Origin of the sequence: Bifidobacterium sp. ESL0775, from assembly GCF_029395475.1 — a bacterium.
GTDB lineage: Bacteria > Actinomycetota > Actinomycetes > Actinomycetales > Bifidobacteriaceae > Bifidobacterium.
Genome location: NZ_CP113917.1, coordinates 1,181,783 through 1,195,889, shown reverse-complemented (window position 1 = coordinate 1,195,889; position 14,107 = coordinate 1,181,783). Strand labels below are relative to the sequence as shown.

Here is a 14,107-nt window from a genome sequence, read left to right as displayed (position 1 = left end):
AGTTCAAGACAAGCCGTCAGAAAAGAAGAAACCACACAGGGTTTGGCAGTCTTTGGTACGTATATGGAAAAATCGTTCGGATGCCAGTGATTCATGGTGTCCGAACGATTCCTTAAATGGCCAAATGCCGAATGTAATACGCCTAGCGAGCCTCGCGCATGCGGCGCATGGCCTCGCGACGCTCTTCCTTCTCGAGACGGTCGAGATAGATATGCCCGTCGAGATGATCGGTCTCGTGCTGGAGCATGCGGCCCATGATGCCGGTGCCTTCCACGACGATGGTCTTGCCTTCGAGGTTGATGCCGCGCACGCGGGCGTAATCGGCGCGACGGGTCTTGTACCAGAGCTTGGGCACCGAAAGGCACCCCTCGTCGCCGTACTGCTCTCCCCTGGTCTCCTCGATGACCGGGTTCAGGACGTAGCCGAGCTTGCCGTCGATGTTGTAGGAGAAGGCCCGCAGGCTGATGCCGATTTGGTTGGCCGAAAGCCCGGCACGACCGGGATCGTCGACCGTATCCAACAGATCCTGCACCATGTTGCGCACGGCCGGGGTGATCTCCCGAATCGGTTCACACGGGGTCCTCAACACCGGATCGGGCACAACCCTTATTTCTCGTAACGACAACGCAGCGCTCCTCTTGACAGATTGATGGCGTTTACTTTTCGACCGGCGAGCCGTCTTCCCGCTCTTCGGACTTCGGGGTTTCCTTCCAGGGATCGTCGTCCCCGTGCTCCGCCTCATGCTCGGCGATACGCACCCCGACGTTCTGCTTGGCCTGCTCGTAGGCCTCGCGGACCTTGGGCGTCACCGCATCGGTGGCCTGGCGCACGGATTCCGCGGTCTTGTCGATGAAACCGGCGGCGGCCGACGGGGCCGGCTTGACCCGCGTTTTCGGAGTATAGACCTTCGCATTGATGAGATCGGCGTAGTGCTTCAGAACCTCACCGCGCACGACCTTCATGCTCGGGGTCAACATGCCGTTCTCCTGGGTGAACTGGTCTTCGACGATGACGAACTTGCGCACCGATTCCGCGCGTGAGACCGAGCTGTTGGCTTGGTCGATGTATTGCTGGACGTAGGCGCGTACGGCGTCATTCCTGCAGATCTCGGCCATGGGCATGTTCTCGTCCATGCCGTTGTTAGCCAGCCACGAACGCACCATCTCGGGGTCGAGCTCGATGAGCGCGGCGATGAAAGGACGGCCATCACCGATCACGACGGCGTGGGAGACGATCGGGCAGGTGCCGATGGTGTCCTCCATCGGGGCGGGGCTGACGTTCTTGCCGCCGGCGGTGATGATGATGTCCTTCTTGCGGCCGGTGATGTAGACGAAGCCGTCGTCGTCGATCTGCGCGATGTCGCCGGAATGCACCCAGCCACCAGGCTCGGTGGCCTCGGCGGTCAACTCAGGCTGCTTGTAATAGCCGAGGAAGACGTCCTCGCCGTTGATCAGCAGCTCGTCGTCGTCCGCAAGTTTGACGGCGATGCCGGTGCCCGGACGTCCGACGGCGCCGACCTTGTTGAAGTCCTGGAAAGCCACGATGCAGGGGGCGGCCGTTTCGGTCATGCCATAGCCCTGAATGAAGGTGATGCCGTCCATGCCATTGAAGAAGTGCGCCAGATCGGCGTTCATCGGCGCGCCGCCGCAGGCGACGTACTTAAGGTTCGGCCCCAAGGCGCTGCGCACCGAGGCTCCGACGGTCTTCATATAGAACTTGTGCTTGAGCTGCTCGGAAAGGGTATGGCCACGGCCTTCCTGCTGATCCTTCGACCAACGCACGAAATGATCGAACGCCATATTGAAGATACGACCCTGCAGACCTGCACCGGCCTTCTGCGAGGCAGCGTTGTAGACCTTCTCGAACACGCGCGGGACACCGAGCAGATAGGTCGGCTTGAACGTGCGCAGATCGGTCAGCAAGTGCTTGGCGCTCGGCGTATAGCCGACAACACCCTTGGCCCCGATGGCGACATACTGGATATAGCGGGCGAAGCAGTGCGCCAACGGCAGGAAGAGCAGCAACCGGCTTGGCTGGTACAGCATGTCGTCGAGCACGGCCCAGCCGATGAACACGGTCGAGACGAAATTGCGGTGCGAAAGCATGACGCCCTTGGGGGCCCCGGTGGAGCCGGAGGTGTAGACGATGGTCAGCATGTCGTCGGCACGCACACGGGAGATGGCCTCATCGAGCTCATCATCGGTGACGGAAGTGCCGAAATCGGCGACGGCTTCCAAGCCGTCCTCTTGCAGGTTGAACACGTACTTGAGGCCATCGCGCTCACGACGGAACTCCTCAAGCGTCTGCGTGTGCTCGGCGTCGCCGCCGAAAGCGACGATCGGGTCGACATCGTCGACGATGCCTTTGGCCTGCTTGGGCGAATCCGTCTCATAAATCGGCACGCTCACCGCGCCGATGGCGGCGCAGGCGAAGTCCACGACCCCCCACTCATAGCTCGTGGCAGCGTAGATGACGACCATGCTTCCGGCCTTGGCACCCAATCCCATCAGGCCTTTGGCCACTTTGCGGACGCGGTCGAGCATCTGGCCGGCTGTGACGGTGTACCACTGCTGGGTCTGCTCGTCAAGCCATTCGGCGATGGCGCCGTCAGGGTCTTTTTCGGCGCGTTTGGAGAGCAATGAGTAGATGGTGTCCTTATCCGTGGTCTTCGTGACAGGATCCAGATAGAATTCTCGCAACATGACTCTAACTATACGCGCTCGTTGCCCCAATCCTACGTTAGCGTAACTTTTGACCTGTTCCGATAGTTTTTGCCTTATCCCAAATCTGCGGTCGTGCAGATCCAGCGTGAACCGGTTCGCCGCAACACCAGGGTCACCCAATAGCTGGTCTTGCCCACGCCCAGGCTGATGACAATCTCGGTGGTTTCAGGGCTGACCAAGGTGCCGTAGACAAGCATCGGCACCGCAGGCAGATAGCAGAGTTTCGCCTTCAACTCCTTGTGCGTGCGCAAATGGTTTTCCAAGAGATATGACATCGTCTCCAACCGCTGGACACATGGTCCGCTCAATGCGCGCTGGAGTTTTTGCGGAGGCGTCCTGCCACGCACCACATCCAGGCACATGCACGCGATCCTGCAGGAAGCGAGGGCGAATCGACGGCATTCCGCCTCGCTCATCGTCGCCGGATAACAGCACGAGATGTGATAGGGGATGGGGCGGTTGGACAGTTCCACACGGATCGATCCGTCGTAACTGGGAAGTCCCGAAGTGGCGCCCATCGCCGCCGTTTGCTTGCTGGTCATCGTTTGCCTGTTCATATCGAACCTCCTTGGATCCATGGTTTGGTATCCCTAGGGCAACAGACCACGGCACCGAAGTCAACTTCTGACGATTAAAAGAAAGAAAATTCAAGATTTTTCAAGATTTCCCGATTCAATCTTGAAAATCATGTCCTGGAGAAGTTCCGCAAAGTCCGCAAAAACAAAAAGGCCATCCGCGTTGAACAGCGGATGACCTGTAAGACAGCGTTGTGTTATCAGCCCAGATGCGAAAGCGTGACCGCCACATCGCAATGCTGGAAATTCTTAAGGTCGACATAGCCGGTGGAGGCCATGGCGCGACGCAGCGCACCGATGAAATTGACCGTGCCGTCGGCGTTGTGGCTGGGTCCGAACAGGATCTGCTCAAGCGGCGCCACCGTGCCGACGTCAGTGCGCCTGCCACGGGGAAGGGAAGGATGGCGGGCCTCAGCACCCCAGTGCTTGCCCTGGCCGGGAGCTTCCGTCGCACGGGCAAGCGGCGTGCCAAGCATGACGGCGTCCGCGCCCATCGCCAGCGCCTTGACGAACGAGCCCGAGGTGCCCATGCCACCGTCGGCGATGATCTGCACATAGCGGCCGCCGGACTCGTCCATATAATCGCGGCGTGCCTCGGCCACATCGGCAATCGCCGTGGCCATAGGGGCGTGGATGCCGATGGAGGTGCGTGTGGCGGAGACCGCCCCACCACCAAAGCCGACCAGCACGCCCGCCGCCCCGGTGCGCATCAGGTGAAGCGCCGCGGTGTAGCTGGCCGCTCCACCGACGATGACCGGGACGTCAAGGTCGTAAATGAATTTCTTCAAGTTCAACGGCTCATGGCTTTCGGAGACGTGCTCTGCGGAAACCGCCGTGCCACGGATGACGAAGAGGTCGACGCCGGCGTCGACGACGGTCGAATAGAATTCCTGCGTGCGTTGCGGGGAAAGCGCGCCGGCGACCGTGACACCGGCGTCGCGGATCTCGTGCAAGCGCTTGGTGATCAGTTCCGGCTTGATCGGCTCGGCGTAGATCTCCTGCATACGGGTCGTCGCCGCGGCCTCGTCCAAGCCGGCGATTTCGTCAAGCAACGGCTGCGGGTTGTCATATCTGGTCCACAACCCCTCAAGGTCGAGCACGCCGAGCGCCCCGAGCTTGCCCATGGCGATGGCCGTGGCCGGACTGGTCACCGAGTCCATCGGCGCCGCGATCACGGGCACATCGAACTGGTAGGCATCGATCTGCCAGGCCGTGGAGACGTCCTGCGGATCGCGAGTCCTGCGCGAGGGGACGATGGCGACATCGTCCAGTGAATAGGCCAAACGGCCCTTCTTGCCTAAACCGATTTCAATTTCCTGAGTCATGCCTTTAGACTACTTCCTCTCTGTGACGAGTGCGTGGGTGCCCAATGGCGGCGAAACGCCGTCTCGCCAATCAACCACCGCAACACCAATGACATATTGACGCGCGATAATGGCCTCATCTCGTGAAACTGAAGAAAGGGAAAGCATGGAAAAAATCAAGGTCGAAGGCACCATCGCCGAACTCGACGGCGACGAAATGACCAGGGTGATCTGGAAAGATATCAAAAACCGCCTGATTCTGCCGTATCTCGACGTCAATCTTGATTATCACGACCTCGGCATCGAAAACCGCGACGCGACCGACGACCAGGTGACCATCGACGCGGCCAACGCCATCAAGAAGCACCATGTCGGCGTCAAATGCGCGACCATCACCCCGGATGAGGCGCGTGTCAAGGAATTCAACCTTAAGAAGATGTGGAAGTCCCCCAACGGCACCATCCGCAACATCCTCGGCGGGACGATCTTCCGCGAACCCATCGTCATCTCCAACATCCCGCGGCTCGTCCCCGGCTGGAAGAAGCCCATCGTCGTGGCGAGGCACGCCTTCGGCGACCAGTACAAGGCCACCGATTTCAAGGTTGGCAAGCCCGGACGGCTGACCGTCACCTTCACACCCGCCGACGGCAGCGAGCCCATTGAGCATGTCGTGTACGACTATCCCGGAGCCGGCGTGGCGCAAGTGCAATATAATCTTGACGATTCCATCCGCGGCTTCGCGCGCGCCTGCTTCAACTACGGGCTCATGCGGCACTATCCGGTCTATCTTTCCACCAAGAACACCATCCTCAAGGCCTATGACGGCGAGTTCAAGGATATTTTCGCGCAAGTCTACGAGACGGAATACAAGGACCGCTTCGAGGCCGAGGGACTCACCTACGAGCACCGCCTCATCGACGACATGGTGGCCAGCACGATGAAATGGCACGGCGGCTACATCTGGGCGTGCAAGAACTACGACGGCGACGTGCAATCCGACTCCGTGGCGCAGGGCTTCGGCTCGCTGGGGCTGATGACCTCCGTGCTGATGACCCCTGACGGCAAGACCGTCGAGGCCGAGGCCGCGCACGGCACCGTGACCCGCCACTACCGCCGTTGGCTCAAAGGTGAGAAGACCTCGACCAACCCCATCGCCTCAATCTACGCGTGGACCGGTGGGCTCAAGCAGCGCGCCAAGCTCGACGGAACACCGGAAGTCGGACATTTCGCGGAAACGCTTGAGCAAGTCATCATCAAGACCGTGGAAAGCGGCAAGATGACCAAGGACCTGGCGATGCTGATCGGCCCGGACCAGCCTTGGCTCGACACCGAGGGCTTCATGGACGCGCTGGATGAAGGATTGAAGAAAGAGCTAGGCCAGCAAGCCTGAGACTTCGCAGGTTTTTTGGATGCCGCCGCATTACGATTCCATAATCGCGGTGCGGCGGCGCTTTCATATCGGCCTAAAGCTATTATCGTTATGAATTGTTTCATGCACGCAAAGGATGGGATATGACCAAGCGGAACGGGCGAGCATGGGCACGTTTGATGGCTTTGGCCCTTGCAGCGGCGCTGACCATGACGGCGGCCGCTTGCGGATCCGGGCAACAAGACAGTGAGACCACCTCCATCGACACCTCCAAAGTGCCGGAAAGCTCGGTGGTGGCGAAAAGCGATGTTGTGATCTTCACCCCCTCTGACGGAATCTCCATCTCCTCGCACACCCCGCTCAACAAATGGGCCAAATTCGTGCCAGCGCTGACCAAGGCGTTGACCTCGGCGGGGTTCGCGTCCAAGAACATCACCACCAAAACCGACGCCAACCTGGTCAAGCAGAGCGATGACATCCAAGACTATGTGGTCAACCAGCTCTCCTCCTCATCCTCGGACACCGACCGCCACACCATGCTGATCGTCGCCCCCGCGACCGACGAGAACGCCGGCAACGCGCAATACGGCGATTACGTCACCAATCCCCTCGACGCCCCGGACTCAGACACCGATAATCCCAGCGACGGGAAATCAGCTACGGAAAGCAGCGGAGACACGTCTTCGACCCAGACGAATGACGATCAACAACCAGGCACACAGAACGAAGAAAAAGACACGGAAACGGCCGCGGCGAAAAAACGGCTCACGGAATCGCTGAAGCTGGCGCGGAAGGCGGGTGCCCACACCGCCGTCCTTGCCAACCCGATCGCCGGATTCACCCCAGATTTCTTCGTCAGCATGTCCACACCACGCCAGATCGGCACGCTGCAGGCGCGCCAACTCGTCTCGAAACTCGCGTTGGAGAAAACCACGGCGAACCACCCCAAGTCCATCGAGGTCATGATTCCGTTGAGTGAGGATCAGACCGACAGCGACACCTCGAAGGACTTCGCCACCGAGGCGTTCAAAGGGATATGGAATGTGCTCGGCCCATACTTCAAGGACGGCCGCGCGATAAGCCCCTCCAAGACGCTGAATGGCGTCAGCACCGAGAAGGACTGGCAGGCCGTCTCGTTCAAGGCCTCCAAGACCACGGAGGTCAGGGACGAGCTCGACACCAGGCTCAACGGCACGTCAAAGAGCGCCCAGCCCCATCATGTCGATGGCATCATCGCGATGAACGATTTCGTCTCCTCAGCCGTCGTCGACGGGCTGACCAGCCTGAAATACACAGGCAGCGCGGCCGACATCAATCCTGAAATCGAGGTGTCAGGCATCGTCGGCACACTCACCGGCAAGCACAACCTGAACCGGCAGGCCGTGCCCAAACCCAAGGACGACAAGACAGGAAGCACGCAGGAGGACACGGAGCCCGAGACGGACAACGACGGCAACATGGCCTGGCCGATCGTGACGGGGTATGGCTCTTACGTGGACATGATCCCCCACGTCGTCAACGGCAAGCAGTGGATGACCGGCATGGAGGACATCCAGAAGCTCTCCCGCGACATCGCCTCCGTCGCTGGCGCGATCGAGGCCGGCAAACCGGCAGCAGGCCCCTCCTACGTCAAATCCCTGACCATCGGCGGCAAGCAGACCAACGTGATCCATGAGAAGCCCATGGCCATCAGCGCCGGCAACCTTAAGAAAACGCTGATCGAGCCTGGCTACATCTCGCTGGCCGACGCGGGATTGTAGGAAGAATTCTGCCCTCTTCAATTCGTTGATGCAGAAACCAAAACCATCGATCTTTACTCGTTCTTGTATTCAATCTCCGGAAGTCACTGAGCACATGCATCCGGCCTCTCAGCGAACCGGCTTGAGGACGATTTTGCGCCGTGAGGCCAACTGCTGCGGGTCACGATACTCCTTTCTGCTTTTCCTGACACCCCAATGCACGCAGACTCCGGTGCAATGGTCGGACAGGCCCGTCACCGTGCCGATCGGCAGGCCTTTGATCACCGGGGTCCCTATCGGCAGCAAGGTCTGGGCCGGTTCCAATGTCAAGGTCAGGCTCTTGTGCCGGATGCTCACCACGGATTTTCCCGCGACGATGCCGGCGAAACTGATGAATCCATTTGCCGGAGCCAAAAGCGGAGTGTCCTCGACCGCAGCGATGTCCACGCCACGATGGCCCGGGCCCCATACCTGTTTCGGCGCCTTGAACCGACGCGTCACTACGTGTGGCAGGACCGGCCAACGCATGTCCGCCTTGCAACCTTTGGTGTCCTGCACCGGTGGATCCTGCGAAGCGATGGGCTCGATGACGCCCAACGAACCCCGGTAAGGTTCCATAGCGTCCACTTTTCCTAGGCTACCGGCGGCACCAACGCCAACCGACGCCACTTCATCGGCGACGATATCAGGCTCATCGACACCCGCCGCCAACGCCTCATGCTGGTCGATAACGAAACCGACGAACACCACCGCGAACACGGCGAGTATGGTGACAAGGCTCCATACGGCACTGACCATACGTTGTCGGCGTTTTTCCTTTTCGCGCCGTATCCGCTCCCGTTTGATTCTTTGTCTCTGTACGTCATCCACCACGACCGACCTCCTTGCAATGTGTGCTCCTCTTTCGTTCCTATTGCCACTATGGCGCACTTTCCGCGAAAAGCGAGCGAAAAAACAGGTACTGTGGTCGAACGGTCGGGGTTATCCACAACGCCCGGGCGTGTCGCAAAAATTATCCACGGTGATATCCACAGTTTTCGTGGCGTCAGGTATAACGTGGATACCAAAGCAGGAAGGAATCCTAGGTCATGACGAAGCAAAGGCAAGCCGCTCAAACGGATGCAACGGATACCGAAATCCAAAAAGATGGAACGACGAATGCCGACGGCCTCCAACGCTGCTGGCCGCAATCGTATCTGGGCCTGAGCCACGACATGCTCGTCTACCACGACACGGAATGGGGCGTGCCTTGCTATGATTCCCGGGCCTTGTTCGAGCGCCTGGCCCTGGAAGCCATGCAGGCCGGGCTTTCCTGGAACACCATCATCAACAAGCGCAAGGCCATCGACGCCGCCTTCCATGGTTTCGACATCGAACGGGTCGCGCAGATGACTTCCGAAATCCCGGAACTCATGGAAAATGAGGACATCATCCGCAACCGCCGCAAGATCGAGGCCATCATCCACAACGCCCAAGTCGCGCTGGATCTGGGCATGCCGTTCGCCGACTACATCTGGCATTTTACGCCAGAGGGACCCCGCATCAACCGGCCGAAGACCCGCGACGAAGTGCCGGCCGTGACCTCCGAATCGGTAGCCATAAGCAACGCGCTGAAAAAGGATGGCTTCAAATTCGTCGGCCCGACCACCATCTACGCCTACATGCAGTCGATGGGCATGGTCAACGACCATTTGCAGGGCTGTTTCAGATGTCCAGAAGAAGATTAATCGCAGCCGCGGCGAATCCGCTGGCTTATCCCGTGCGCTTTGGGATGCATGAACAGGCGCCGCGGATGTTGCCCGGATATGAAAAATTCTCAGAATCTTTGAGATTCTGAGAATTCATCCGCTCCCGCAGCTGGGCTTGAACCAGCGACATTCTGATTAACAGTCAGACGCTCTGCCAACTGAGCTATGCGGGAATGTCCCGTACGGGCTTGAAGCACCGCACAAGAAATATATCTTATACAAGAATCGTCATCACGCAACCCCGATGGCGTGTCGCTTGGCATTTGCGGAGTGTCATGATTCCTGTGTCAAATTCACACGCTGATGACGTTCATGGGCATGGCGGAATCGATGGGGAAATCGGGTGCTGACGGACGCACGCCGGCCTCGACCAGGTTGACACCCAGCATGGCGACCATCGCGCCGTTGTCGGTGCACAGCTTGATCTTCGGGATGCGCACCTCGACTCCATGCTCCTCGCCGACCTCGAGCAGTTTGGCGCGCAACTGGGAATTGGCGGAGAACCCGCCGCCGACGATAAGCGTCTTGGAACCGTATTCCTCGCAGCCGTGCATGGCCTTGTTCGCCAGCACCGTGGCCACGGAATCAGCCAACGAGGCGCAGACGTCATCCACGGGGATTTCCCTGCCCGCGGCCTGTTGCGCCTCGACCCAGCGGGCCACCGCGGTCTTGACGCCGGAGAAGCTGAAATCGTAAGGATGCTCCTTGCCGGCCTTGCCTTTGGTGAGTCCTTGGGGCACTTTGATGGCATGGGGGTCGCCCAACTGACCGTGCTTGTCGATATGCGGGCCACCGGGATACGGGAAGCCGAGCAGACGGGCGACTTTGTCGAAGCACTCCCCCGCCGCGTCGTCGAGCGTCGTGCCGACCACATCGACGTGCCGCGCCACATCCTCGACGTGTAACAACGAGGTGTGCCCGCCGGAGACGATCAACGCCAGCGTGTCCTTCGGGAACGGACCGAATTGCAGTTGTGTGACGGCGATATGGCCGATGACATGGTTGATGCCGTAAATCGGTTTGTTGGCAGCCCAAGCCAACGCCTTGGCCCCGGATACTCCGACGGCAAGGCAACCGGCCAGACCTGGGCCCGCAGAGACGGCGATGGCATCAACGTCGGACAGATCCATATCGGCATCGGCCAGAGCCTTGGAAACCACGGGCACGAAGGCCTCGGCATGTGCGCGAGAGGCGATCTCTGGGATGACACCGCCATATCGCGCATGTTCCTCCATAGAGGAGGCGACCACATTGGAGACCAGCGTGCGCCCGCGCACGACGGCCGCCGCGGTCTCATCGCACGTCGATTCGATGCCCAGTACTGTCGGTTCGCTCATCGCTCTTACTCCATATTCCTTTTCTCGCTGCTGAGTCCCATGATATGCCTCTCAAAGTCCAAGGCCATGCTCACGGCATCGATGTCTTCCGGCTGATAATAATGCCGCAACGTTCCAATGTCCCGGAAACCCTTGGAATGGTAGAGGCCCTGGGCCGCCTCGCTGTCGGCCCGCACCTCAAGCCTGACGCGCCGCACATGAAGGGAACGTGCCTCGCTGATCAGTCTGTCGAGCAGGTTTCCGGCGATGCCTTGACGCTGGTATGGACGGTCAACGCCTACGGTCAGAATCTCCGCCTCGGCGTCGGCATGCCACATACCGGCATATCCCCGCATAATCAGGAGTGGAGAAGAAGGTTTCGCGCCCGGCTGGACGCCGATGTCTTCCCCACCAATGCGGTCCGCCAAATCAGCGGTTTCATCTTCATGTATGACATCGGCGACGTATAGCCTCGAAGAATCCTCCAGCTCATGGCGCATCGTCTCCCGGCTCCAAGCCTCAGAGCCGAAGAGGCGGGCGTCGAGCGCTGTGGCTTGGTCCAGCGACCATCGCGGCTCAAGTTCGTCGAATGCGACAATCATCGCGCGGCTCAGGCCTTGGTCGCGCCGGCATGGTTCAGGACATGCTTCAGCGGGTTGGGAACGGAGACGTCCGGACGACGCAGATACAGCGGTTCGACAGGTTTGATCGAACCGATCCGGTCTTCGTCACCATTGGTCTTGTCTGAAGCAGCCGAATGCGCATCCAACCCATTGGAGGATAAGGCGCAATCGGCGAAAATATCCAGCCCAGCGGCACCGGCATCCAGGACGGAAGCGTCAATGACACAACCCAACGCCTCGCCGAACGCTTGCCAAGCCTCGGCATACTTGGCCGTACCATGGCCGACGACATCGATGAGGTACCGACGCTCCGAGGTTGAGAAGCCCTCGATGGCCTGGCTGATCCGTTCGACGATATGCTGGGGATAGTCAATGTCCATCCCGACCACCGTCGAAATCTTGGACTCACGATGTTCATCATCTGAGCTTTGCGTGCGGCTGACGCCAGCCTTCACGTCCATCGGCTCATCGGCATAAAGCGCGAAATACAGTTGCCGCCGCCGGGCATCGTTGACGGCAAGGGTGAGATGGCGGACGTTGTCGTCTTTGGCATCCGGCACGACTTGTCTGAGGAAGCCGCAACCGGCCAGGCGGGTGTCGCCATGTCGCTTCAGTCGCATCATCCACGCCTGCGGCTCAAGGACATCCACTCCGATCAGTTGCGCGTCAGTGGCATACGCCATGGCCTTGGCCGCCACGACACCGGCGCGAAGCCCGGTGAACGGGGCCGGCCCAACGCCGACGACGATGCGGTCAAGATCTTTTGGCTCGAGCCCGGCCTGTTCCACAGCCTTGCCGACATTGACCTGGAGCCGTTCGACGTGGGTGCGCGAATCGGTCTCCACGATGGGCTCGTGGCCCAAGACCCCGACCGTCGAACCGAACGAGGTGTCGATGACCAACGTGTTCGTCATGATTGCTACTCCTACCACTCCACGCCACCCGGCCAGCAATTGTCCGATTGCCAGGCGCCAAGATCCATGCGTTGTTACTGTACATCGCCGACATAACCATAAGACTCAGCGCATCCGTAAGGAACGTGCGCGATGCAACACATTCCTCATGGAATCTGAGCAACGAATCCGCCGGTTTTGCCTATTTCGCTGAATGCAATTGCTGTTCGAAATCCTTCCAGCGCTCACCGACGGGAACGAACGTCACCGTGCGCATGCCATCACCCGTCAACTCCGCTTCCGAATCGTCAGCCTCTTCGGCAATTGCGGCCTTGTCCATCGGCCGGTCGATATGCACCTCAAGACGCTCAGAAGCGAAGGCCGAGGCCATCTGCTCGCCCCATTCCATCAGGATCACCGTCTGCTCGCCAGGATCCTCGAGTTCCTCATCCAAGCCCAGCGATTCCAGTTCGTCAAGCAAACGGTCGACCGTGTCCTGCCCCGGCGCGAAATCATTGCCACCAAGTCTGTAAGCATCGACGTGTATCAGGTGGGCGGGCGAACCGTCGGCGAAGCTGCCATCCAGTTCGCGAGCGATGGTGAAGGTTGGGGAGACGATGGGCTCTTCGATATGCAGACCGGAGCCAAATCCCTGGGCGAACGTGGTCTTGCCCGCTCCCAGTGGGCCAGAAAGCAGTAGGACATCGCCGCCTCGCACCATAGAGGCTACATGGGCTCCCAAGTCCTGCATATCCGGACCGGTCGGCACCTCAACCATATACGGGGATTCGTCGCTCATACGTTCATTCGTCCTTTGCGGCTGATCAGCTCGATGGAGCGCTCCAGCGCATACATCGCGTCGCCGCCGCTGGTTTTGTTCTGCTCGTCGGCCCAAGCCAACGTCTGGATGCAGCGCGAAAGCCCCTCCGAGGTCCAGCCGCTAAGCTGGCGCATCGCGATTTTGAGCACCCACGGGTTGGATTTGGCTTCCGCCTGCGAAATCTCGCCGGAACGCACCGCCGAGGCTTTGGCGAGCGTCCGGAGCTTCATCGCCAGCGACCCCACCAATGCGATGGGTTCCGTGCCTTGCGCCACGGCCGCGCGCATGTCGATGATGGCCTTCGCGTCATGGCCTGCGAGCGCCTCGTCGCCCACGGCGTAGCCGGTGACCTCGGGATTGCCTGTCAAGTAGCGGTTGACCAAGTCGAGGCCGATGGTCTCATCGTCGAAGTCGAAGCACAGCTGGGAACACATCGCCGCGAGCTCACCGGTCCGCTCACCCAAGACGGCCACCAATTGCTGGGCCGCCGCGGGATCGACGCGGCGGTGCTCGCGTTCGAAGCATTGGATGACGAAGTTGAGTTTGGCGTCGGCGCGTTTGAGGTCGGGAATGTCCTTCTTCTCGGCCCCCGCCTTGACGAGCCGCTCGATGGTCTTGCGCCCCTTGGGTCCCCCGTCATGCTGGGCGATCACCGTGGCGCAAGCGTTCGCCGGGTCTTTGGCCATCGACTTGCAGTAGGCGGTCATGGTCTCGACCAACTCGTCGTCGGCGTTCTGGATGTGGCTGATGACGACGATGGAACTGGAACTCAAAAGGGACGGGCTGACGGCCTCGTCGAAATCGTATTGGCTGGCCTCGCCAGCGTCCAGCTCGATGACTTCGGCATCGGGGTCGCTCTTCCTCGCCTGGTCACAGCAATCATGAACTTGTCGAGCGTTGAGGAACGCGTCACCGCCTACGACCAGCACGAATCGTGGCCCTTGCTTGGTTTGTCTCGCCGCCATCACATCCCTCGCTTCGTATGCTTGCGGACCAT

General features: G+C 60.0%; 13 protein-coding genes and 1 tRNA gene. 3 read left to right on the top strand and 11 right to left on the bottom strand.

Features of this window, described 5'->3' with window-relative positions; genetic code table 11:
- Positions 1-142: 142 nt before the first annotated feature.
- From def to OZX73_RS04260, 4 genes are all read right to left on the bottom strand, one after another.
- A complete protein-coding gene (def, locus tag OZX73_RS04275) occupies positions 143-625 on the bottom strand; it encodes a peptide deformylase (RefSeq protein WP_277147867.1) in 483 nt (160 codons plus the stop codon).
- A gap of 31 nt (positions 626-656) precedes the next feature.
- Positions 657-2,702 (bottom strand): AMP-dependent synthetase/ligase, encoded by a 2,046-nt coding sequence (locus OZX73_RS04270; protein ID WP_277147865.1) that lies wholly within the window; start codon positions 2,700-2,702, stop codon positions 657-659.
- 74 nt (positions 2,703-2,776) lie between these two features.
- A complete protein-coding gene (locus OZX73_RS04265; RefSeq protein ID WP_277147863.1) occupies positions 2,777-3,280 on the bottom strand; it encodes an Rv3235 family protein in 504 nt (167 codons plus the stop codon).
- A 218-nt stretch (positions 3,281-3,498) separates the two neighbouring features.
- Positions 3,499-4,623: a GuaB3 family IMP dehydrogenase-related protein gene (locus tag OZX73_RS04260; protein WP_277147861.1), complete on the bottom strand. Its 1,125-nt coding sequence runs from the start codon at positions 4,621-4,623 to the stop codon at positions 3,499-3,501.
- 145 nt (positions 4,624-4,768) lie between these two features.
- On the opposite strand from OZX73_RS04260, the gene OZX73_RS04255 reads away from it, so the two are divergent.
- Together OZX73_RS04255 and OZX73_RS04250 are read left to right on the top strand one after the other, a co-directional pair.
- Positions 4,769-5,992, top strand: coding sequence for an NADP-dependent isocitrate dehydrogenase (locus tag OZX73_RS04255; RefSeq protein ID WP_277147859.1), 1,224 nt, complete (start codon positions 4,769-4,771; stop codon positions 5,990-5,992).
- Positions 5,993-6,114: 122 nt separating this feature from the next.
- Positions 6,115-7,731 carry a hypothetical protein gene (locus tag OZX73_RS04250; protein WP_277147857.1) on the top strand — a complete coding sequence of 539 codons (1,617 nt, stop codon included), beginning with the start codon at positions 6,115-6,117 and terminating at the stop codon, positions 7,729-7,731.
- A gap of 108 nt (positions 7,732-7,839) precedes the next feature.
- On the opposite strand, the gene OZX73_RS04245 is transcribed toward OZX73_RS04250, so the two are convergent.
- Positions 7,840-8,508, bottom strand: coding sequence for a peptidoglycan DD-metalloendopeptidase family protein (locus OZX73_RS04245; protein ID WP_277147855.1), 669 nt, complete (start codon positions 8,506-8,508; stop codon positions 7,840-7,842).
- Between the two features lie 290 nt (positions 8,509-8,798).
- Between OZX73_RS04245 and OZX73_RS04240 the strand changes: the two genes are divergently transcribed.
- Positions 8,799-9,437 carry a DNA-3-methyladenine glycosylase I gene (locus OZX73_RS04240; RefSeq protein WP_277147853.1) on the top strand — a complete coding sequence of 213 codons (639 nt, stop codon included), beginning with the start codon at positions 8,799-8,801 and terminating at the stop codon, positions 9,435-9,437.
- A gap of 121 nt (positions 9,438-9,558) precedes the next feature.
- On the opposite strand, the gene OZX73_RS04235 is transcribed toward OZX73_RS04240, so the two are convergent.
- The 6 genes from OZX73_RS04235 to holA all read right to left on the bottom strand — a co-directional run bounded on the left by OZX73_RS04235 (position 9,559) and on the right by holA (position 14,075).
- Positions 9,559-9,631, bottom strand: a tRNA-Asn gene (locus tag OZX73_RS04235).
- A 120-nt stretch (positions 9,632-9,751) separates the two neighbouring features.
- Positions 9,752-10,795 (bottom strand): tRNA (adenosine(37)-N6)-threonylcarbamoyltransferase complex transferase subunit TsaD, encoded by a 1,044-nt coding sequence (gene tsaD / locus OZX73_RS04230; protein ID WP_277147851.1) that lies wholly within the window; start codon positions 10,793-10,795, stop codon positions 9,752-9,754.
- A 5-nt stretch (positions 10,796-10,800) separates the two neighbouring features.
- Positions 10,801-11,376 (bottom strand): GNAT family N-acetyltransferase, encoded by a 576-nt coding sequence (locus OZX73_RS04225; RefSeq protein WP_277147849.1) that lies wholly within the window; start codon positions 11,374-11,376, stop codon positions 10,801-10,803.
- An 8-nt stretch (positions 11,377-11,384) separates the two neighbouring features.
- Positions 11,385-12,311, bottom strand: a complete 927-nt coding sequence (tsaB, locus tag OZX73_RS04220) for a tRNA (adenosine(37)-N6)-threonylcarbamoyltransferase complex dimerization subunit type 1 TsaB (protein WP_277147847.1) — start codon at positions 12,309-12,311, stop codon at positions 11,385-11,387.
- 181 nt (positions 12,312-12,492) lie between these two features.
- On the bottom strand, positions 12,493-13,089 hold the full coding sequence (gene tsaE, locus OZX73_RS04215) for a tRNA (adenosine(37)-N6)-threonylcarbamoyltransferase complex ATPase subunit type 1 TsaE (RefSeq protein ID WP_277147845.1): 597 nt from the start codon (positions 13,087-13,089) through the stop codon (positions 12,493-12,495).
- Entirely contained in the window at positions 13,086-14,075 is a 990-nt protein-coding gene (gene holA, locus OZX73_RS04210; RefSeq protein ID WP_277147843.1) for a DNA polymerase III subunit delta, read from the bottom strand. The genes tsaE and holA overlap by 4 nt, the downstream gene beginning before the upstream one ends.
- Between the last annotated feature and the right edge of the window lie 32 nt (positions 14,076-14,107).